Genomic DNA, 19,796 nt, shown 5'->3' with positions numbered 1-19,796 from the left:
ACTGGCCTTTACTCCCGCGAAGCTGACTTTTATTGTATGCGCTCTTTTGCCGTCACTTATGTGGGCCAATGTGGCCTTACTGCTCGGCTTTGATAGGGCGTCACTCGATAAAATAGCTGCTATTTCATTGAGATGCCTATTTTGGGTTTGTTAGAAGAGTAAGACGTTATATGGAACAGTTTAACCAAGCGTTCTTTATGCTTGTGAACGCGACACCAAACTCTCCCGCTTGGCTGATTGCGTTAGCCAAGTTTTTTGCCAACGATTTGATCGCCATTGTGCCAATACTGATCGTGAGTTTCTGGCTATGGGGGCCACGCAAGGCAATGGACGAGAACCGCACTCTTGCAACCAAAGCCACCTTTGCCCTGATTTTTGCCCTACTCGCCTCACGTATCATTGGCATGATATTTCCACATGCTCGACCGTTTGTTGATGGTATCGGCTATCAATTTATCCCGCACGCACCAGACAACTCATTCCCAAGCGATCATGGTACCGGCATCTTTACCTTCGCACTGGCGTTCTTGTTCTGGTATCACCATCTGTTATTCGGCGTAATTTTACTCGCATTAGGCGTATGCATTGCTTGGTCCCGCGTCTATCTCGGCGTGCATTGGCCGCTGGATATGGTTGGCGGGTTACTCGTGGGGCTAATGAGCTGCGCGGTAACACAGCTGCTTTGGGGCATGATCGGCCGAACCATCGTGAGCCGCTTACACCAGATTTATACCTTTAGTTTTGCTTTGCCGATTCGACGAGGCTGGGTAAGACAATAAGCGCAATGAGATGATAAGCCCGTTTTGCGGGCTTTTTTGTATTTACTCGACTACATTGACTTAATCACGAGTTTGCGCCTCGGCAGGCACGGAGGTAAGATGAAAGGCCTCGCGAACGATTGAATTCGTTGAAAGTAGTCGCATTTATCTCATCCAACATCACGTTGGAACGTTGTTCCTTATCCGGAATCTCATGGGAAAAGGCATCCCGATTATTCTTGCCCGGCTTAAGTACCGGTCACTTTACTGAGAGAAACTATGGAAACCCGGCGTTACGATCGTATTAACCGCTTGTCACAGGCGCTCAAACGAACAGATAAACTACATCTCAAAGATGCCGCCGAGTTACTTAACGTCTCCGAAATGACGGTGCGCCGCGATTTAGCCTCACAAAGCAGCGACGTGGTTTTGCTGGGTGGCTACGTGGTGCTAGACCCCAAAATCCATCAAAGCGCTCGCTACTTCGTCACCGATCAGCAGGAAAAACGAGTCAAAGAAAAACGTCACATCGGCACGCTGGCTGCGCAGCTGGTGCAAGAAGATGACGTGGTCTTCTTCGACTGCGGCACCACGGTTCCTTTTATCATTGATGCTCTTGATGAATCGCTGAGTTTTACCGGCGTCTGCTACTCATTAAACACGTTCATGGCATTGCGTACCAAGCCAAACTGCCGGGTGATCTTGTGCGGTGGCTCATTTAATCCAGACAGCGCTATTTTCGTTCCTAATGGGATTTGCAGTGAGTTGGACAACCTTTGCCCAACGCTGGCCTTTATTTCCGCTGCTGGCATCACCCAGAAACAGGGCGCAACCTGCTTCAACCTCGACGAAATAGCCCTTAAGCAAAAAGCCATTCAGCGCGCACGCCGCTCGGTGCTGATCGCGGATGCCAGTAAATTTGGTGAGATAAAACCAGCCTGGATTGCCCCGCTTTCCGAGTTTTCCACGCTGATCACCGATCAAGCGCCGAGAACGGAAATTTGCCAGTTCTTGATCCTAAAAAACGTACAACTTTTGTGCTAGCCGCTATTTAATAATCATTATCACTTTGATAATCCTATTTATGAACTACAGTTTCAATATAATTGAGGCTGTAGTCATTTCATCCTTATCTTCGGTTGTTTATTTACCAATTTTTTCTCCCCTATTCATCATTTCCTTTCTCACCAATAAGTTAATTAATCATACTTAATGGCCAATTTCATTCTCCAAGGTGAATATTGTTTATTAGTTGCGCTCAAGGAATAATCATTTTCAATCTAATTTATTGTTTGAAACGCATATATTTTCGTCATACAAAAAACAATAAACCAACTTACATAAGTCCATGTAAAACAGTAAGTTAAAATATCATCACTTATAATACACATGTTGACTATAACCAAAGTGATAAGAATCTTTGTTTTTTGGAATTCAGTTAAATCGTGTTTTTTATTTCATATAAGAAACGAATTTTTACTATTTTTCCTAATGCTGTTAATTAGCATGAATTTCCATGTTAATTTTGTGTGTTTATTTTAGCCTAAAAATCAGAAAAAACGCGATAAAATCGAGTGAATATCGCAATTGAGAGCCGGATCACGGACGTTTTAACTGTAAAAATATATCTTTCCCGCCGAAAACAGCTGCAACTCACCAACAATTAAAAAGAGCATTTTATGAACGGACTATTATTTGTTCGCTTTTTTTATTTTGGCTGAGCAGGACAAAGCAAGCTCCATGAAAAAGTAAGCTTTATGCGTTCCTTTTATACACAGTTGTTTTTATACACTGTTGTATAGTGCAGCCGCTTTATTTAATGGAATGAATCCATTTTTATAACCAGGTAATTAGCAACACACGCAGTACGTTGAATTGAATAAAGTTCTTTCGTAGAACATCACGACTGAACAAAGAATTGTTTTGATAAGAAACTGTTTTAAACGTGTTCACTTTGGAGACCCTATGGACACTACTCAGACTAGTACTATTACTTCTACTTCTGGTTCCGCAACGGCCTGGCGCAAGTCAGATACCATGTGGATGCTGGGCCTGTACGGCACAGCGATTGGTGCAGGCGTACTGTTCCTGCCAATCAACGCCGGCGTCGGTGGTTTAATTCCACTGATCATCATGGCAATCATCGCTTTCCCTATGACTTTCTTTGCGCACCGCGGTCTGACCCGTTTCGTGCTGTCTGGTAAAAATCCAGGCGAAGACATCACTGAAGTTGTAGAAGAACACTTTGGCGTTGGCGCAGGTAAACTGATTACCCTGCTGTACTTCTTCGCCATCTATCCAATTTTGTTGGTATATAGCGTAGCAATCACCAACACCGTTGATAGCTTCATTACTCACCAGTTGGGTATGTCTTCACCGCCACGCGCCATTCTGTCTCTGATCCTGATTCTGGGTCTGATGACTATCGTTCGTTTGGGTGAGCAGTTCATCGTTAAAGCAATGAGCATCTTGGTATTCCCGTTTGTTGCGGTACTGATGATGCTGGCTCTGTACCTGATCCCTAACTGGAACGGTGCTATCTTCGAAACTGCGGCAATGACTCAGTCAATGAACGGCAGCGGCCTGTGGATGACTCTGTGGCTGGTTATTCCGGTTATGGTGTTCTCTTTCAACCACTCACCAATCATCTCTGCATTCGCCGTGGCGAAACGTGAAGAGTACGGTGTAGACGCTGAGAAGAAGTGTTCTAAGATCCTAGCTTACGCACACATCATGATGGTTCTGACCGTTATGTTCTTCGTGTTCAGCTGCGTACTGAGCCTGTCCCCTGCGGATCTGGCTGAAGCAAAAGCACAGAACATCTCTATTCTGTCTTACTTGGCTAACCACTTTAATACTCCAGTTATCGCATACATGGCGCCAGTTATTGCCTTCATCGCGATCACTAAATCCTTCCTCGGTCACTATCTGGGTGCTCGTGAAGGCTTCAACGGTATGGTTATCAAGTCTCTGCGCGGCAAAGGCAAAACGATTGAAACCAGCAAACTGAACAAAATCACTGCGCTGTTCATGCTGCTGACCACTTGGGCTGTTGCAACGCTGAACCCAAGCATTCTGGGTATGATCGAAACCCTGGGTGGCCCAGTTATCGCGATGATCCTGTTCCTGATGCCAATGTACGCTATCCATAAAGTTCCAGCGATGCGTAAATACAGCGGCCACATCAGCAACGTATTCGTGGTCATCATGGGTCTGATTGCAATCTCTGCAATCCTGTACACCCTGTTCGGTTAATCGCTGTAAGAGTTAATGTTCTACCGGCCAGCGCACTTCTTCTCTTGCGCTGGCCGTATCACTCCCCTTCTCTGGCAGCACCATTCTTTATATCCACAGTAATTGGAATTGCAGCACGGTAGCAGCTTCAAGTACGAAGGATATAGCCCTGTTTAACGTACGGAGGCGACATGATTAGCGTATTTGATATTTATAAAATTGGCATTGGCCCATCCAGCTCCCACACCGTGGGCCCAATGAAAGCCGGTAAAGAATTCTCTGACGATTTAATTGAAAAAGGCATCCTGAACGATGTCACCCGCGTAGTTGTTGACGTTTACGGTTCACTTTCACTCACCGGTAAAGGTCACCACACCGATCTCGCTATCATTATGGGCTTGGCGGGCAATATGCCTGACAGCGTTGATATCGATATGATCCCCGGTTTTATTAAAGACGTCGAACAACGTGGACGCCTGTTGTTGGCCAAAGGCCAGCACGAAGTGGATTTCCCGCTGGAAACCAGCATGAATTTCCACCAAGACAACCTGTCGCTGCACGAAAACGGCATGCGTATTACTGCGCTGGCTGGCGACACCGTCGTTCATAGCAAAACTTATTACTCTATCGGCGGCGGCTTCATCGTTGACGAAGAAAACTTTGGTAAGCAGTCTGAAAACGAAGTGCAGGTTCCTTATCCATTCAAGAGCGCCGCGGATTTGCAGGAACATTGCAAAACTTCCGGTCTGTCTCTGTCTGGTTTGGTGATGCAAAACGAACTCGCTTTGCACAGCAAAGAAGAGATCGAAGCCCACTTCACTCGCGTTTGGGATGTTATGCGCAGCGGCATCGAGCGCGGCATGAATACCGAAGGCATTTTGCCGGGGCCATTGCGCGTTCCACGCCGTGCATCTGCGCTGCGTCGCATGCTGGTGACTCACGATAAAATGAGCGTTGACCCAATGGCCGTTGTTGACTGGATCAACATGTACGCCTTTGCCGTTAACGAAGAGAATGCGGCGGGTGGTCGAGTGGTTACTGCACCAACCAACGGCGCATGCGGGATTATTCCTGCGGTATTAGCCTACTACGATAAATTCATTCGTGAAGTTAATACCAACTCGTACTCCCGTTACTTCTTAGCCTCTGGCGTTATTGGCGCACTGTACAAAATGAATGCGTCGATCTCCGGTGCTGAAGTTGGGTGCCAAGGTGAAGTTGGGGTTGCCTGTTCAATGGCTGCGGCGGGTCTGACTGAGCTGATGGGCGGAAGCCCTGCGCAGGTTTGTATGGCCGCTGAAATCGCTATGGAACACAATCTGGGTTTAACCTGTGATCCCGTTGCTGGACAGGTTCAGGTACCTTGTATCGAACGTAACGCTATCGCCGCCGTGAAAGCGGTTAACGCTTCTCGTATGGCAATGCGCCGTACCAGCGACCCACGCGTTTGCTTAGATAAGGTTATCGAAACCATGTACGAAACAGGCAAAGATATGAATGCCAAATACCGTGAAACCTCACGCGGTGGTTTGGCACTCAAGGTTCTAACCTGCGGCTGATTTTTGCACATTCTATAAGTGCTTATTATGAGCGCTTAATATGAGCGCTTAATATGAGCGCTTAATATAGATGCATAGTATGGGTGCTTAGTGACTGATGCTAACACCACAAGATTGAGCCTCACTTCGATTTATAGTCGGGTGGGGCTTTTTTCTATCTGCTTTCAGCTAGTGCATATACCCAAAATAGTTCGAGCGGCATTGAGGCGGCAAATGAGTGAATCCCGATGAGCTTACTCAAGTAAGTGATTCGGGTGAACGAAAGCGGCCAACAAAAATGCCGCTTGAAATATGAAGGGTATAAAGCAGACAGCCCTAAGCACCCGCAGCCAAGCTAACGATGATTTTTCAGCGAGAAAAGCGGTATTTCATACTGCAATGAAGACTTGCGAAGAGAATTGCATAAAGCATGAATCAGCGTGCATGTTGCACGCTGATATCTGGATGAATTAGCCAAACCACGAGCCGAAGAGCTGATGAATTTTCATCATGACAAAGTCGATGATGCGGCCAAAGAAGCCCGCTTCTTTCACTTCGTTAAGCACCACCAGCGGACGCTGCTCAATGGTTTTGCCGTTTAATTGGAAATCAATCGTCCCTACCACTTGCCCTTTCGCTAATGGTGCTTCCAACTGAGGTTGATTCAGGGTGAAGCTGGCCTTCAGGTTTTTCAGCTGCCCGCGTGGGATAGTGACACCGGCGTTTTTATCAACGCCCAGTTCCACTTCGCTCTTATCACCAAACCACACTTTTTCAGTAGTAAATGCCTGCCCGACTTTAATTGGTGTGACGGTTTCATAAAAACGGAAGCCCCACGTCAGCAGTTTTTTACTCTCTTCGAAACGAATTCGATCCGTTGGTGCACCAAGCACGACCGAGATCAACCGCATTGGGCCATCGGTCGCCGACGAGACTAAGTTATGGCCAGCACCTGAGGTAAACCCAGTTTTAATGCCATCCACGTTCAGGCTGCTATCCCATAGCAGACGGTTGCGGTTAATCTGACGGATCTTATTAAAGGTGAACTCTTTTTCTTTGTGCAACGCATACTCATCCGGCACATCAGCAATCAGACGTTGGCTGATTAATGCCATATCGCGCGCCGAGCTGTATTGCCCTTCAGAATCTAACCCGTGAACCGTTTTGAATGAGGTGTTTTTCAGTCCCCAAGCTTCAACGTATTTGTTCATCAGGCTAACGAACGCATCCTGACTGCCAGCAACATAGTCGGCCAGCGCAATACTGGCGTCGTTGCCCGACTGAATAACCACGCCTTTATTCAGTTCAGAAACGGGAACCCGATCGCCGGGCTTAAGGAACATCAGCGACGATCCGCGTAAAACGGGGTTGCCCGTCGCCCAAGCATCTTTACCCACCACAACCATATCGTTAGGTGTGATTTTACCGGCCTTAATAGACTGACCGATCACATAGCTCGCCATGATCTTTGTCAGGCTGGCGGGATCCAAACGCTCATCGGCGTTGGCCTCGGTGAGGATTTTCCCGCTGTCGTAATCCATCAGCACATAGGCTTTGGCATTGACTTGTGGGGCCGCCGGAGCAGCCTCATCCGCATAGGTCATCGGGATTGCCATTAACGTCAGGCCTGCCCCGAGAGTGATTTTTTTGATTAACGTACTGAGTGCGATTTTCTTCATGATGATGCCAGCGTATCCATTCAGATAAATAAAAATTAATCTTTACCTTCGCAAAGGGCGTTTATCCCCTGCTTGGAACCATAACGGCTTTAACTTAAAGAATAAACCCTAGATTATTAACCCTTTAAATATAATCCAACCTCACAAACTCGCTAATCAATTTTTTGCTTAATCATTGTGCTGTGCTAGGTCAAGTTTGCAGCAATTCAAGGCTACTTGATAACGACAGACAAAAAACCCCGGGCTCGCCGGGGTTGATTGCTATTGCTGTGTGACCTGTAATTTTTCAATTTCAGGACTGCCTAGCAGTTTCGGATCGGGAATGATGTCCTTATCCTCGCGCACTTTGGCAACGTCTTTAGCCGTAATTTCAGGGGCTTTATTTCCCCAACTGGTACGAATAAAGTTGACCACATCAGCCACCTGCTGATCGTTCAAGCGCCAGCCAAATGCAGGCATCGTGATCGAGGATGGAGCCCCTTTCACGCCCGGTAGCGTATTCCCGGTTAACACTACATGGATAAGCGAAGTAGCATCATCGGTCATCACCACCGGATTGCCACGCAGTTCAGGGAAGAAACGCGTGTAGCCGCTACCGTCAGTTCGGTGACAAGCCGCGCAGTTATCAACATACACCGCCGCACCTTTTTTGCTGTCATCGCCCTTCCACAGCGCATTAGCGACGGTTTTGTCTTCTTTAAAGGCTGGCTGATCTTTATCTTTTGCCGGTAGCGACTTCAGATACCGCGCAATTGCCGTGGCATCTTCAGGCGTTAAGTACTGCAAACTATGTTCAACGACATCGGTCATGCCGCCAAACACGGCGGTACGATCGTTTCGCCCTGTTCGCAGGAACTCAGTCAGATCTTTTTCACTCCAGCTGCCTAAGCCATCTTTGTTATCGCCGCGCAGATTTGAAGCAATCCAGCCATCAATCGGTGCACTGCCGGAGAGGTAAACATCACCTTCGGCGTTGTTAAGCGCTTTTTCTTGCATGGTGATACTGCGTGGCGTATGGCAAGCACCGCAGTGACCTAAACCTTCCACCAGATAGCGACCACGCGCTAGCACCGGATCTTCACCCTGTGCGGGTTTGAAATCCTGCACATCTGGCGCAAACATCCCGCGCCAGATAGATAACGGCCAGCGCATCGACAGCGGCCAAGGAATATCGCTGTCTTTGTTTGCCTGATCGACCGGTTTTACGCCCTGCATGAAATACGCATAAAGCGCGCGCATGTCCGGTTCGGTCACTACCGCATAAGAAGGATATGGCATCGCCGGATATAGCGTACTGCCGTTCTTCGCCACGCCGTGGCGCACCGCTTGGTCAAAGTCCTCAAAAGAGTATTCACCAATGCCGTTCCTCTTATCCGGCGTGATGTTGGTGCTGTAAATCGTGCCGATTGGCGTTGCCATCGGTAATCCACCCGCGAACGGGGTTCCACCTTTGCTGGTATGGCAGGCCACGCAGTCTCCGGCGCGAGCCAGATATTCACCGCGTTTAATCAAATCTGCGCCGCTCATTTCCTGAGCCAATGCGCTCATGCTAAACACGCCAAATACCAGCACTGAGAGTATTTTTTTCATGTTCTGGTTTCCTTAAGCCTGCACCAACGGTCCTGGATTTTTCAAATACTGTTCGCGAATAGCACGAGCAGACCAGTAAGTCAGAGCCGCCAAGGTTCCGGTCGGGTTGTAGCCCAAGCCCTGCGGGAATGCCGATGCTCCCGGTACAAATACGTTTGGCACATCCCAACTTTGCAGATAGCGGTTGATGGCGCTGGTTTTCGGATCGTCGCCCATAATCGCCCCACCGTTCATATGCGTGGTTTGGTAGACGGTGGTATCGAAATGCGTCCCTTCACTTTTAGGCGAACCGCTAATCACCGTTGGGTTCATGGCTTCGGCGATTTTATGCATACGTCCATGCATAAACTGCGACATTTTGATGTCATTTGCCTGCCAGTCGAACGTCATGCGCAGCAGTGGCTGACCATAAACATCTTTGTAATTAGGGTCTAAATCCAAATAGTTAGCACGATAAGACTGGTGCGCGCCATGCGCATCCATAGAGACATGATGCGGATAAACGTCAGCGACTTCGGCTTTCCATTTACTTCCCCACGCTGGAGTTCCTGGGCGAGTTGGCAAACCTGAAATCGGTTTAGTCCCCGCTTGGTTCACCCAGAACGGCGATCCACCGACGAAACCATATTTGGCGTGATCAAAGTTATCCGCGTTAAAGTCATCCACGCCAACACCGGCACCACCGGCACCAATAAAGGTATTAGTGAAAATATCTTTATTGAAGAAGGCCTTAATGGTCGAAATATTCTGGTAAGCAAAGTTACGCCCAACCACCCCTTCATTGGTGATTGGGTTGTAAGGCTGACCAATGCCAGACAGCAGCATCAGATGCACGTTATGGAATTGGAATGCAGCCAAAATAACCAAATCAGCAGGTTGCTCAACCTGACGTCCTTGCGCATCCACATAGGTCACACCAGTGGCGCGCTTTTTATCATCGGTCAGATTAACGCGCAGCACATGTGAGTTGGTGCGCAGCTCGAATTTAGGCTCCTGGCGTAAAGCAGGCCACACGTTAACGTTTGGCGACGCTTTGGAGTACATGTAGCATGCGTAACCACTACAGAATCCGCAGAAGTTACATGGCCCCATCTGAGCGCCGTAGGTATTGGTGTACGGGCCTGAGGTGTTTGCCGAAGGCAGGTCATAAGGATGATAGCCCACAGACTCCGCGGCTTGAGCAAACATCTGTGCAGAGAAGGTGCGTTTCTGAGCCGGTAACGGGAAATTGTCAGAGCGATCTGGCGCAAACGGATTTCCCCCTTTGCCCTGACCAATCACTTTCCCCTTCACGCTCCACGGCGTACCTGACGTACCAAAGACTTTCTCAGCCTTATCAAAATACGGTTCAAGCTCTTCATAGGTAACGCCGAAATCCTGAATCGTCATCCCTTCAGGAATGAAATTTTTGCCATAGCGTTCTTCATAATGGCTGCGCATGCGCAATTCCATCGGGTCAATACGGAAATGCACCCCAGACCAGTGCAGACCCGCCCCACCGGTACCCGTTCCTGGCAAGAACGCCGCTAACTGACGATAAGGCAACGCGGTTTGAGAGACGTTATGGCGAATGGTTACGGTGCTTTTGGACAAATCCTGAAATAGCTTGCGGCGCGTGTTGTAGGTTAATTCATCAATCACCTGTGGATAGGCACCATCAGGATAAGTATCGCGATGCGGGCCACGCTCTAGCACCACCACATTTAAACCGGCTTCGGTGAGTTCTTTCGCCATAATGGAACCCGCCCAGCCGAATCCCACCACTACCGCATCAACTTTCTTCATTGCATTCGCCATGATTTATCCTCTTTCTCCGCGAATAGACACCGGAGGGAACGGATAACGTTCACCGCGCTCTACCCAGTCCATAAAATCTGCACGTGCGCCGGGGAAGTTAATTAACGTCCAGCCGACCATGCCTTGGTTACCGCCATGGATAGGATCGCTAAAGAAACCTTCACGGGTATTTTGCAGTAAGAAAGAGAAGAAGATCTTGGCCGGAACCTGAGTAAATTCCGCTTTTCCACCTTCCATTTGGCTTAACAGATCGTCCTGTTTGTCCTGCGGTAATTCAGCAAAGATTTTGCCCGCCTGTTTTTTGGCGTAATCATTGGCTTCGGCTACGCCTAAGCGATAAATCTGCTGCGGCGTTAACGGCAGCTGATAACCAAAGTCATGTTCCGCATCAGGGTTGAATGGCCCCTGCATATACCACTGCGAACCGGTGGCATACGGGGTATTCATTTGGCGATCGATGAATTCAGGCACGCCTGCTTCTAGCGCGCCGGGGCCGCGATCGTCATTCGGGATCAGGCGTGCAGCGGCCGCTTGCACAAACGCATATTCTTCAGGAGTAAAAAAGGTAGGAGTGTAATCACGCGCCGTATGCTTTTCCGGCGTTTTAGGTTCGGCTGCATGCGCAACCATCGGAGCAGCCAGTGAGCCAATACCTGTTCCACCGATAGCCACTGCGGGTACTAATGTTATTGTTTTTAGAAGGAAATCTCTTCTTGAGCTTCCAGATTTTTCATTTGCCATGACATCGCCCATCTACAAAATATTATCAGTTATTTAACACCATTTCCTTGCTGAATGTGTTGTTATGAAACATTTATTTACGTTACGCTACGTTTGGAAATGGCAGTTTTGGCGTGAATAAAATGAATTGTTACGGGTAACTTACTGATTAGGGAGGAAAACAATCGCTAGACGTTTATAACTACGTAAGTGTGACGGATCGCACAAAATGTTGATTATTTGATTAAATAACCCACCATAAATCTAACAATTTTGCATACAACTCAAAAAAACGATCGTCTTAGTGACCTAAGCCGCGATCGATACCAATAAGCAGCAACCTCACTCCCAAAGTGAATTAGTCATACTTATCATCCCGCAACATATCTGTCTTTCGCCCAATAACAGCATAGTTGAAATATCAATAGGCGTTGCGGCTTATCCCTGTGATGCTATTTAACGGCTAGCTCGCGTTAACGGCTAAGCTCGCGGCCACCTTCGTAAATCAGGCGCAACGCAAACGCCCCGACAACGGCACCGATCACTTTGCTAATTACGCGTTGGATGCGGGAATAACCACGGCGTACCACCGAGAGAGAAAAAGCCTGACTGAGGAAAATACGCCAAATGACCGAACTCATCACAATGCCAAACCACGTTAATAACTTAGCCCAAGTCGGCGTTTCAGCGCTCAGCGTTACTGAGAAAATACTGATAAAAAACAGCACAGTTTGTGGGTTAGAAAGATCGGTAATCAGTCCACGGCGGAAAAATACCGCACCTTCGCCGGGAACCAGCGTATGCAACGCGCCAATTTGTATATCATTTTGATTTTTGACAACGCCGTAAGCGTACCAGAGCAGATACACACCGCCTGCTATTTTGATGATTGAGAACAGGCTTTCAAACTGGGTCATCAAGGCCACCATACCAAACAGGCCAAGACCCGAATAAATCGCATCGCCCAGCGCCACGCCTAATCCTGTATGCACACCCGCACGTCGCCCAGAAGATAGGCTCGTCTGAACCACCACAAAAAGGTTCGCGCCCGGATTAAAAAAGGTGAGAACAAACAACCCAACAGTGACCCAAACCGCATGTAATGGTTCCATTATTCTTCCCGAGTTCGTCAACGTAAGTAACATGATGGTTAGTGGCATTATGAGAAGCTATTCATCGTAACAACGTGCGCCAACTCACTGTTTATCAACACGCCATCGGATTTATTTTATCCTTGTGAACCCTCAGTTTTGCTCCCCTTTTCTTTCCATCGCGAGGCAAACTGGCTACAGTGTTCTCCTCTGCCAGCCTCACTCATTGGATTCATCCCTATGCTATTACACCAACGCTCAATAACATCGACTGAACAGCCTAACGCGCGGTTTCTCAATCTTGATAATCAACAACTTGAGCAGATTGATAATATTAAATTGGATGAAGGGCTGACGGGGCTTAGCGTCTATAACAACCAGCTGCGTCACTATCCCGAGCAAATTGACAGCTTAACGAAGCTACAGGTGCTCAATATATCCTGTAATCAAATCGCACATATTCCTGACTCTATTGGGCAGCTTCGCGCACTGGAAATGCTCGACCTCGGACATAATAAGTTATCTGAATTGCCCAGCACGCTCGGGCAGTTAACTGAATTGGTCTATCTCTATTTAAGCAATAACCAGCTCAACGATATTCCAGCAACGTTGTCAGCGTTACATAATCTGCGCTACCTGAATATTACGGATAACCATCTCACCCGCATCCCTGAAACCATTTTTTCCATGCACGCCTTAGAAGAGCTGCGCTTATACAATAATAAAATAGCGTTGTTTGCTGAAAAGATTGGTGAGCTGACCAATCTCAAAGAACTGCACTTAATGAACAATCATCTCAGCCAGTTCCCAGACCAAATCAATCAGCTCACTCAGCTACGCGTGCTAAATATATCGGGTAACCGCATTAAATCGATTCCGGATGCCCTAACGCAATTAAGCCGTTTGCAGGATCTTAATTTCAGATTTAATAGCCTGTCTGAATTACCAGAAAGTATTGCCGCTCTTACCCAGCTACAAACGCTGGATCTGCGGGCAAACAATCTCACGTCGTTACCAGACAGTATCTATACGCTCAAGAATCTTAAACGACTCGATCTGCGTTGGAATTCATTTAGCCACTATCCGGCGCGGCTGGCTCAGCTCGAAGAAAACGGCTGCCTGATTCACATCTAGTTTGGTGAGTCGTTATCAACTGTGCGGACAAATAACAGATGTCGCTTAAGATTACGGTTCTGCTAGAAAATCACACTCGTCACGCTAATTTAAACAGCGGCGTAGGATTAAGTTTATGGCTGGACGATGGCGAACAACGGATACTATTTGATACGGGGCAGGATCAGCGTTTTTGCCATAACGCACAACGCTTAGGAATAGATTTAAGCACCACCTCTTCCGTGGTACTTTCACACGGGCATTACGATCACTTTGGTGGACTCCCCTTTCTGATCCCTTACACACCGCACAAGCCAGAGGTCATTTGTCACCCCGATGTGTTTCTCACTCGCTACGCGGGGGGATTCATTGGCTCTCGCGCCATTAAAATAAAAAAGATATCTCCTGAAAATAACAAAACGCAGCTGCAAACCCATTTCCCCTTTCAGCTTTCACGCCAACAGGTGAATATCGGCACGCGCTTTATTTTTGCCGGAGAGATCCCCCGCAGCAATCCCAATAAACGCTTCGGCTTAATTGAAAATAATACGGGTTATGAAACTGACTATGTCAGAGACGATAGCTGTTTGATCTGGCGTGGAAGCCAAGGTTTAGTGATTATTGTGGGCTGCTCGCATTCAGGCATCTGCGATATCATTGACTATGCCAAGCAGATCGCCGGTGAAGAAAAAGTCAGCGCCGTTATCGGCGGTCTGCATTTACGCAGCGCTGGTTTGCCAGAGATGCTCCGCACCCGACGCTATTTCCAACAGCAAAAAATCAACCTCATTTATGGCTGCCACTGTACCGGTGGCTGGGGTCGCCTCTGGTTAAACGCCCAACCACTGAATACCGGCGATATTCTCAGCCTCGAGTAGCCATCAAAAGGCCACGATTTGCCCAAACCATATTCCGAAGATATAATTCGCACCTAATCTAAAGAGAATTTATCTCTTGGTATCGAGTGTTTTCATGGTTTGTACCTACTTCAAAAAGTCCGTCACCAGACGAAGCTCCGCGCAATCGAAAGATGAAGCGTTGTTCGGAGCCTAATCAGCAGCCATCCGCTGCTTAAACTCTTCATCAGCCAGCAGGTTATCTGTCGTTTAGTTACGTCGCTTTCTGCTAGCTGAAATTAAGGGTTTATGTCTCTTGCCACGCTTTATCTGTGGCCTTGATGTTGCAAAACATCCGTGACGGATTGTTGAAATAGACAATCTTTAAGCCGGGCCGCCAGCAGTGCGAACCGGCTTTTTTATCGAAAAAACTTGAGTATCAATACCATGACGCAACAACTTCATTGGAAAAAGGACATCACCCTTTTCCTCTCAGCCCAAACAGTAACTCTGCTTGGCTCATCCATCGTGCAATACGCCATTATTTGGTATATCACGCTGACCACCTCCTCAGGGCTGATGATCACCATTTCGACGCTGTGCGGTTTTTTACCTCAGCTCATTATTTCGCTGTTTGCCGGAGTGTGGGTAGACCGCTATAACCGCAAGTATGTCAGCATGATTTCAGATGCGGTTATCGCGCTGGTGACGCTGCTGCTGGCTGTTTCATTTATCTTAGGATACAAGCCGCTATGGCTGATCTTTGCCGTATTGGCCGTTCGTTCCTTTGGTACGGGAATTCAAACTCCAACCGTGAATGCGATCATTCCTCAGTTGGTGCCGAAGGACCGTTTGATAAAAATAAATGGAATCAACAGCACCTTAAGTTCGTTGAATATGCTGATTGCACCAGCGGCCAGTGGCGTTCTGTATGCTTATTTCTCTATCGAGAAAATCTTCTTCGCCGACATCATTACCGCCGCAATTGGCTTAGCGTTGATGTCGATGTTAAAGCTCGCCAAACTCACAAACGACAATCTTGACGATAAATCAACCATCAAGGCTATCGGTGAAGGTTTCCACTATCTGCGACAAAACCCGTTTATCCGCTATCTGATTATGTTCTTGATCGCCATGATGATCTTGATAAGTCCTGCGGCATTTATGACGCCCCTGATGGTCAGCCGTTCGTTTGGCCCAGAGGCATGGCGATTAGCCATCAATGAAATGGCCTTTAGCAGCGGCGCTATTGCGGGCGGGATATTGATTGCGATGTGGGGAGGATTTTCCAGTCGCCTACGCACCACCTTATTCGCTGGCGGTGCCTATGGTTTTTTCATGATCGCACTGGGCTGTGCGCCCCTATTCAGCATTTATCTGGCTTTTAATTTCCTGATAGGGATCACCATGCCGTGCTTTAACGCGCCGGTGACTTCTCTGCTACAGGAGAAAGTGATACCCGAAATGCACGGTAGAATTTTCAGCTTGGTGCAGGTCGCCAACTGCTGCGCTTTGCCGCTGGGTATGGTGCTGTTCGGCCCGCTTGCCGATCATTTCCGCATCGAGCATTTGCTGGTTATCGCCGGAATATTGGTGCTTCTTCTTTGCGTTCAGCTATTTGTGAAAAGGAAATTAGCTGAATAATAAATCGAATCATAGCAGGGGTTAGCCCCTGCTATTCATTGTTCAAAAATGAGTAATGTGTAAATCTTTGTGCTTATCGTACCTAATGCACATTCCTGCATATGATCAGAGCGTTTCTGCATAATTCACGTCTTTCTCTTTGGTTATTGTATTCATACAAACCACGGGAGACATAAAATGAACAAAACTATTTTAGCTATAGCGCTAACAGTTTCATCTTTAAGCGCATATGCCCAGACCTTTACTTTACACAGTGCTGATATGCAGAACGGCAATTCATTAAAACTATCGCAGATATATAAAGGCTTTGGCTGTGATGGAAAGAATACATCACCGCAACTATCCTGGACGAATCCTCCCATTGGCACAAAGAGTTTTGCCATTACGGCATACGACCCTGATGCTCCAACTAGCAGTGGTTGGTGGCATTGGACTGTAGCAAATATTCCAGCCAATATTCGAAGTTTACCCGCTAATGCTGGAGCTCAAAATGGCAAAAACATGCCGACTGGCGCAGTTCAAGGCCGCAATGATTTTGGTTATGCCGGATTCGGCGGTGCTTGCCCGCCAGCGGGCGATAAACCACACGACTACCGTTTTACCATCTGGGCATTGAAAACTGATAAATTACCGATTGATAACCAATCCAGCGGCGCTTTAGTGGGTTTCATGCTGAATGAAAACGTCTTAGCTCGCGCGGAACTTACTCCAAACTACGGGCGATAATATGTATGCAATCAGCCACACTGAACAACGATTAACTAACCAAGAAATAATCGCACGCTGCGCTCATAGCTTACATAGAATCACTTTATTCACACCTGCGTTGTGTCATGTTCGTGTCGGCAGCAAAACAGTGCAATGGGGGGATCACGTTGAAATAGCGACCCCTCATTCGCTCATTCTGTTCCCTGCTGGGGCTGAGATAAGCATCGCCAATACACCACGGCAAGGATTATATATTTCAGACATGATATATGTCCCCGAACTCCTGCTGCGTAAATTTAGACAATTGTACTCCCCTGCAACATTAGAGCCCAGCATGAGCCAATTGTGTATTCCCTTTGATGGCAATATTCAACTGATGTGGCAGGGGCTATTAAATACGTTACAAGCTGGCACTCCAATGCAGCTCCAACAGCACCAGCTTTACGGCGTATTATTAGCATTATCACTTTCTGGGCATGGCGAAATATTATTTCGGAATAGAAATGATCCTCTCACAGCTCAAGTACAGCAGGTTTTACTCAGAGATCCCGCTCGTAGCTGGAGCGTTAATGATGTTGCTCAGCAATTACATTTAGGGAGTTCAACGCTGAGGCGACGTTTGGCAGCCGAAAATCAAGGTTTTCGCTCCATTCTCGAAAGCGTTCGTATGGGAAAAGCGCTATATGAACTACAAAGCAGTACACACAGCATTGGAGAAATCGCATTTCAGGGAGGATACAGCTGCGCCTCACGTTTTAGCGCCCGTTTTGCTCAACATTTTGTCCTCACACCAAGCGCATTGCGGCAAGCAATGAAACTGCATAGCAATCCAAATAAAAATAATAATACCGACCAAGTCTTGAATTTAACTCCAGTGATGCCTCCTCACAATGATAAAAACTAGAGACAAAATAAATTCCCGTATAAATCGCAGCCGCGATGATTCTTTGAACATTTTGTGAGCGTAATACATGCACCAATCGCGTATTGGCTTCGTGCTGGGTTGTCCAAAAAATCAAGTCATACACTAAGGATAATTTTTTAATCGAATCAAGATATAGCAGGGGTTAGCCCCTGCTATATTCCTCGGCCAACAAGCCGAAAACCCAGTCATCATGCCATTTTCCCTGTAGAAAATAATTCTGTCTTAAGCAGCCTTCCTGCTGAAAGCCGCTGCGCATGAGCAATCCCCGCGATGCGTCATTACCTGAAGTCACCACCGCTTTTAGCTTGTGATAGCCGCATTGTGAAAATGCAAAATCAATAAGCGCAGTGAGAGATTCTTTGCCATAGCCTTGGCGCTGAAATCTAGGAGAAATGATAAAACCGACTTCAGCTATACGATGTGGCATCCATTCGGAAACAAAGCCGGTTAATCCCACTCGCTGACCCGAGTCCCGATCAATCATGACCAAACACAACCATTGGGGCAGTTCTTTGCGCCATTCAGGTAAGCGGCTCTCGAAAGCAGCCAAAATCTGCTGTTCTGTTTGCGTGTCGGCAATCAGCGCCATGGCTTCCTGATCACGGTAAAGATCGCTGAAAAACGCCCAGTCTGATTCATTTATTTGCCGCATGATTAGTCTTTGAGTTTCGAGCATTACCATCTATGCATCCTTAAAAATCGGTCACTCTGCCGCCAAATGTCGGACAACATCACGACGAATTTATCTAGCCTAAGCACCCATCATGATAAAAACTAGAGGCAAAATAAATTCCCGTGTAAAATCGCAGCCGTTTTTCTTCTTTGAACATTTTGTGAGCGTAATATATGCACCAACCGCGTATTGGTTTTGTGTCTCTGGGCTGCCCGAAAAACCTAGTAGACTCCGAACGTATTCTGACCGAACTGCGCACCGAAGGTTATGATGTAGTCCCCCGCTACGACGACGCCGAGCTCGTTATCGTGAACACCTGCGGTTTTATCGACAGCGCCGTGCAAGAATCGTTAGAGGCTATCGGTGAAGCGCTCAACGAAAATGGCAAAGTGATTGTTACCGGCTGTTTAGGGGCAAAAGAGAACCAGATCCGCGAAGTTCACCCTAAAGTCTTGGAAATCACTGGTCCACACAGCTACGAAGCCGTACTTGAACACGTACACCAGTATGTGCCAAAACCAACGCATAATCCGTTTACCAGTCTGGTGCCAGAACAGGGTGTCAAACTCACGCCTAAACATTACGCTTACCTGAAAATATCCGAAGGCTGCAATCATCGTTGCACGTTCTGCATCATTCCATCCATGCGCGGCGATCTGGACAGCCGTCCAATTGGTTCCGTATTGGATGAGGCAAAACGTTTGGTTGATGCGGGCGTCAAAGAGCTGCTGGTTATTTCGCAGGATACGTCAGCCTACGGCGTTGACGTCAAACACCGCACCGGATTCTGGAACGGACAGCCGGTGAAAACGAGCATGATCGGCCTGTGCGAGCAGCTTTCTTCACTCGGGGTTTGGGTTCGCTTACATTACGTTTATCCCTACCCGCACGTTGATGACGTTATTCCATTGATGGCAGAAGGCAAAGTGTTGCCGTATCTGGATATCCCGCTTCAGCACGCCAGTCCAAAAATCCTGAAACTGATGAAGCGCCCTGGCGCAGTAGAACGCACCCTTGAGCGCATTAAACGCTGGCGCGAAATTTGCCCGCAGCTCACGTTGCGCTCGACGTTTATCGTTGGATTCCCAGGTGAAACCGAAGAAGACTTCCAGATGCTGCTCGATTTCCTGACTGAAGCGAAACTCGACCGCGTTGGCTGTTTCAAATTCAGCCCAGTTGAAGGTGCCACCGCCAATGAATTGGCTGACCAAGTGCCGGAGGAAGTGAAGGAAGAACGTTTCCACCGCTTTATGCAGCTTCAGCAGCAAATTTCAGCCCAGCGTCTGAAAGACAAAATTGGCCTAACCCTTCCCGTTATCATTGATGAAGTGGACGAAGAAGGCGCTATTGGCCGCAGCATGGCTGATGCACCTGAAATCGACGGTGCGGTTTACCTCAACGGTGAAACCACGTTGAAGATCGGCGACGTGGTTAACGTCACCATCGAAAACGTTGATGAATACGATATGTGGGGCAGCGTTAGCGCCTAA

At 47.6% G+C, this 19,796-nt stretch carries 16 protein-coding genes; 10 read left to right on the top strand and 6 right to left on the bottom strand.

The annotated features are described in order from the left end of the window. Positions 1-170: 170 nt before the first annotated feature. From ybjG to DSM2777_RS13150, 4 genes are all read left to right on the top strand, one after another. The gene (gene ybjG / locus DSM2777_RS13165) at positions 171-779 is read left to right on the top strand and encodes an undecaprenyl-diphosphate phosphatase (RefSeq protein WP_061554184.1); all 609 of its coding nucleotides are present in this window, start codon (positions 171-173) and stop codon (positions 777-779) included. Between the two features lie 258 nt (positions 780-1,037). Beyond that, complete coding sequence (deoR, locus tag DSM2777_RS13160; RefSeq protein WP_040045855.1) at positions 1,038-1,802, top strand: DNA-binding transcriptional repressor DeoR; 765 nt, start codon at positions 1,038-1,040, stop codon at positions 1,800-1,802. 921 nt (positions 1,803-2,723) lie between these two features. After that, on the top strand, positions 2,724-4,013 hold the full coding sequence (locus DSM2777_RS13155; RefSeq protein WP_025800895.1) for an HAAAP family serine/threonine permease: 1,290 nt from the start codon (positions 2,724-2,726) through the stop codon (positions 4,011-4,013). A gap of 170 nt (positions 4,014-4,183) precedes the next feature. Continuing rightward, positions 4,184-5,551 (top strand): L-serine ammonia-lyase, encoded by a 1,368-nt coding sequence (locus DSM2777_RS13150; RefSeq protein WP_061554183.1) that lies wholly within the window; start codon positions 4,184-4,186, stop codon positions 5,549-5,551. A 449-nt stretch (positions 5,552-6,000) separates the two neighbouring features. On the opposite strand, the gene DSM2777_RS13145 is transcribed toward DSM2777_RS13150, so the two are convergent. The 5 genes from DSM2777_RS13145 to DSM2777_RS13125 all read right to left on the bottom strand — a co-directional run bounded on the left by DSM2777_RS13145 (position 6,001) and on the right by DSM2777_RS13125 (position 12,428). Continuing rightward, entirely contained in the window at positions 6,001-7,209 is a 1,209-nt protein-coding gene (locus DSM2777_RS13145; RefSeq protein ID WP_061554182.1) for a serine hydrolase, read from the bottom strand. 261 nt (positions 7,210-7,470) lie between these two features. Then, positions 7,471-8,799, bottom strand: a complete 1,329-nt coding sequence (locus tag DSM2777_RS13140; protein WP_061554181.1) for a c-type cytochrome — start codon at positions 8,797-8,799, stop codon at positions 7,471-7,473. A gap of 12 nt (positions 8,800-8,811) precedes the next feature. Then, positions 8,812-10,596, bottom strand: a complete 1,785-nt coding sequence (locus DSM2777_RS13135) for a GMC family oxidoreductase (RefSeq protein ID WP_061554180.1) — start codon at positions 10,594-10,596, stop codon at positions 8,812-8,814. Between the two features lie 3 nt (positions 10,597-10,599). Then, positions 10,600-11,337 (bottom strand): gluconate 2-dehydrogenase subunit 3 family protein, encoded by a 738-nt coding sequence (locus DSM2777_RS13130; protein WP_043492207.1) that lies wholly within the window; start codon positions 11,335-11,337, stop codon positions 10,600-10,602. A 452-nt stretch (positions 11,338-11,789) separates the two neighbouring features. Beyond that, the gene (locus DSM2777_RS13125) at positions 11,790-12,428 is read right to left on the bottom strand and encodes a homoserine/threonine efflux transporter (protein WP_040045850.1); all 639 of its coding nucleotides are present in this window, start codon (positions 12,426-12,428) and stop codon (positions 11,790-11,792) included. A gap of 219 nt (positions 12,429-12,647) precedes the next feature. Between DSM2777_RS13125 and DSM2777_RS13120 the strand changes: the two genes are divergently transcribed. From DSM2777_RS13120 to DSM2777_RS24155, 5 genes are all read left to right on the top strand, one after another. Beyond that, on the top strand, positions 12,648-13,541 hold the full coding sequence (locus DSM2777_RS13120) for a leucine-rich repeat domain-containing protein (protein WP_061554179.1): 894 nt from the start codon (positions 12,648-12,650) through the stop codon (positions 13,539-13,541). 38 nt (positions 13,542-13,579) lie between these two features. Then, complete coding sequence (locus DSM2777_RS13115; RefSeq protein ID WP_061554178.1) at positions 13,580-14,398, top strand: MBL fold metallo-hydrolase; 819 nt, start codon at positions 13,580-13,582, stop codon at positions 14,396-14,398. Positions 14,399-14,803: 405 nt separating this feature from the next. Further along, positions 14,804-16,000 (top strand): MFS transporter, encoded by a 1,197-nt coding sequence (locus tag DSM2777_RS13110; RefSeq protein WP_061554177.1) that lies wholly within the window; start codon positions 14,804-14,806, stop codon positions 15,998-16,000. A 177-nt stretch (positions 16,001-16,177) separates the two neighbouring features. Then, on the top strand, positions 16,178-16,726 hold the full coding sequence (locus DSM2777_RS13105) for a kinase inhibitor (protein WP_061554176.1): 549 nt from the start codon (positions 16,178-16,180) through the stop codon (positions 16,724-16,726). A 1-nt stretch (position 16,727) separates the two neighbouring features. Further along, positions 16,728-17,612 (top strand): AraC family transcriptional regulator, encoded by an 885-nt coding sequence (locus DSM2777_RS24155; protein ID WP_082790878.1) that lies wholly within the window; start codon positions 16,728-16,730, stop codon positions 17,610-17,612. 163 nt (positions 17,613-17,775) lie between these two features. Here DSM2777_RS24155 and DSM2777_RS13095 read toward each other — a convergent pair whose 3' ends face one another. Continuing rightward, on the bottom strand, positions 17,776-18,315 hold the full coding sequence (locus tag DSM2777_RS13095) for a GNAT family N-acetyltransferase (RefSeq protein WP_061554175.1): 540 nt from the start codon (positions 18,313-18,315) through the stop codon (positions 17,776-17,778). 164 nt (positions 18,316-18,479) lie between these two features. Between DSM2777_RS13095 and rimO the strand changes: the two genes are divergently transcribed. Further along, positions 18,480-19,796 carry a 30S ribosomal protein S12 methylthiotransferase RimO gene (rimO, locus tag DSM2777_RS13090; RefSeq protein ID WP_043492196.1) on the top strand — a complete coding sequence of 439 codons (1,317 nt, stop codon included), beginning with the start codon at positions 18,480-18,482 and terminating at the stop codon, positions 19,794-19,796.

The sequence above is a fragment of the Obesumbacterium proteus genome (genome assembly GCF_001586165.1).
In the GTDB taxonomy this organism is placed as follows: Bacteria; Pseudomonadota; Gammaproteobacteria; order Enterobacterales; family Enterobacteriaceae; genus Hafnia; species Hafnia protea.
This window is presented reverse-complemented; position numbering and strand designations above follow the sequence as displayed.

What these genes read in the sequence shown, in the direction of transcription:
- ybjG (WP_061554184.1), top strand. Translation starts at nt 171, where the DNA reads ATGGAACAGTTTAACCAAGCGTTCTTTATGCTTGTGAACGCGACACCA.
- deoR (WP_040045855.1), top strand. Translation starts at nt 1,038, where the DNA reads ATGGAAACCCGGCGTTACGATCGTATTAACCGCTTGTCACAGGCGCTC.
- DSM2777_RS13155 (WP_025800895.1), top strand. Translation starts at nt 2,724, where the DNA reads ATGGACACTACTCAGACTAGTACTATTACTTCTACTTCTGGTTCCGCA.
- DSM2777_RS13150 (WP_061554183.1), top strand. Translation starts at nt 4,184, where the DNA reads ATGATTAGCGTATTTGATATTTATAAAATTGGCATTGGCCCATCCAGC.
- DSM2777_RS13145 (WP_061554182.1), bottom strand. Translation starts at nt 7,209, where the DNA reads ATGAAGAAAATCGCACTCAGTACGTTAATCAAAAAAATCACTCTCGGG.
- DSM2777_RS13140 (WP_061554181.1), bottom strand. Translation starts at nt 8,799, where the DNA reads ATGAAAAAAATACTCTCAGTGCTGGTATTTGGCGTGTTTAGCATGAGC.
- DSM2777_RS13135 (WP_061554180.1), bottom strand. Translation starts at nt 10,596, where the DNA reads ATGGCGAATGCAATGAAGAAAGTTGATGCGGTAGTGGTGGGATTCGGC.
- DSM2777_RS13130 (WP_043492207.1), bottom strand. Translation starts at nt 11,337, where the DNA reads ATGGCAAATGAAAAATCTGGAAGCTCAAGAAGAGATTTCCTTCTAAAA.
- DSM2777_RS13125 (WP_040045850.1), bottom strand. Translation starts at nt 12,428, where the DNA reads ATGGAACCATTACATGCGGTTTGGGTCACTGTTGGGTTGTTTGTTCTC.
- DSM2777_RS13120 (WP_061554179.1), top strand. Translation starts at nt 12,648, where the DNA reads ATGCTATTACACCAACGCTCAATAACATCGACTGAACAGCCTAACGCG.
- DSM2777_RS13115 (WP_061554178.1), top strand. Translation starts at nt 13,580, where the DNA reads ATGTCGCTTAAGATTACGGTTCTGCTAGAAAATCACACTCGTCACGCT.
- DSM2777_RS13110 (WP_061554177.1), top strand. Translation starts at nt 14,804, where the DNA reads ATGACGCAACAACTTCATTGGAAAAAGGACATCACCCTTTTCCTCTCA.
- DSM2777_RS13105 (WP_061554176.1), top strand. Translation starts at nt 16,178, where the DNA reads ATGAACAAAACTATTTTAGCTATAGCGCTAACAGTTTCATCTTTAAGC.
- DSM2777_RS24155 (WP_082790878.1), top strand. Translation starts at nt 16,728, where the DNA reads ATGTATGCAATCAGCCACACTGAACAACGATTAACTAACCAAGAAATA.
- DSM2777_RS13095 (WP_061554175.1), bottom strand. Translation starts at nt 18,315, where the DNA reads ATGGTAATGCTCGAAACTCAAAGACTAATCATGCGGCAAATAAATGAA.
- rimO (WP_043492196.1), top strand. Translation starts at nt 18,480, where the DNA reads ATGCACCAACCGCGTATTGGTTTTGTGTCTCTGGGCTGCCCGAAAAAC.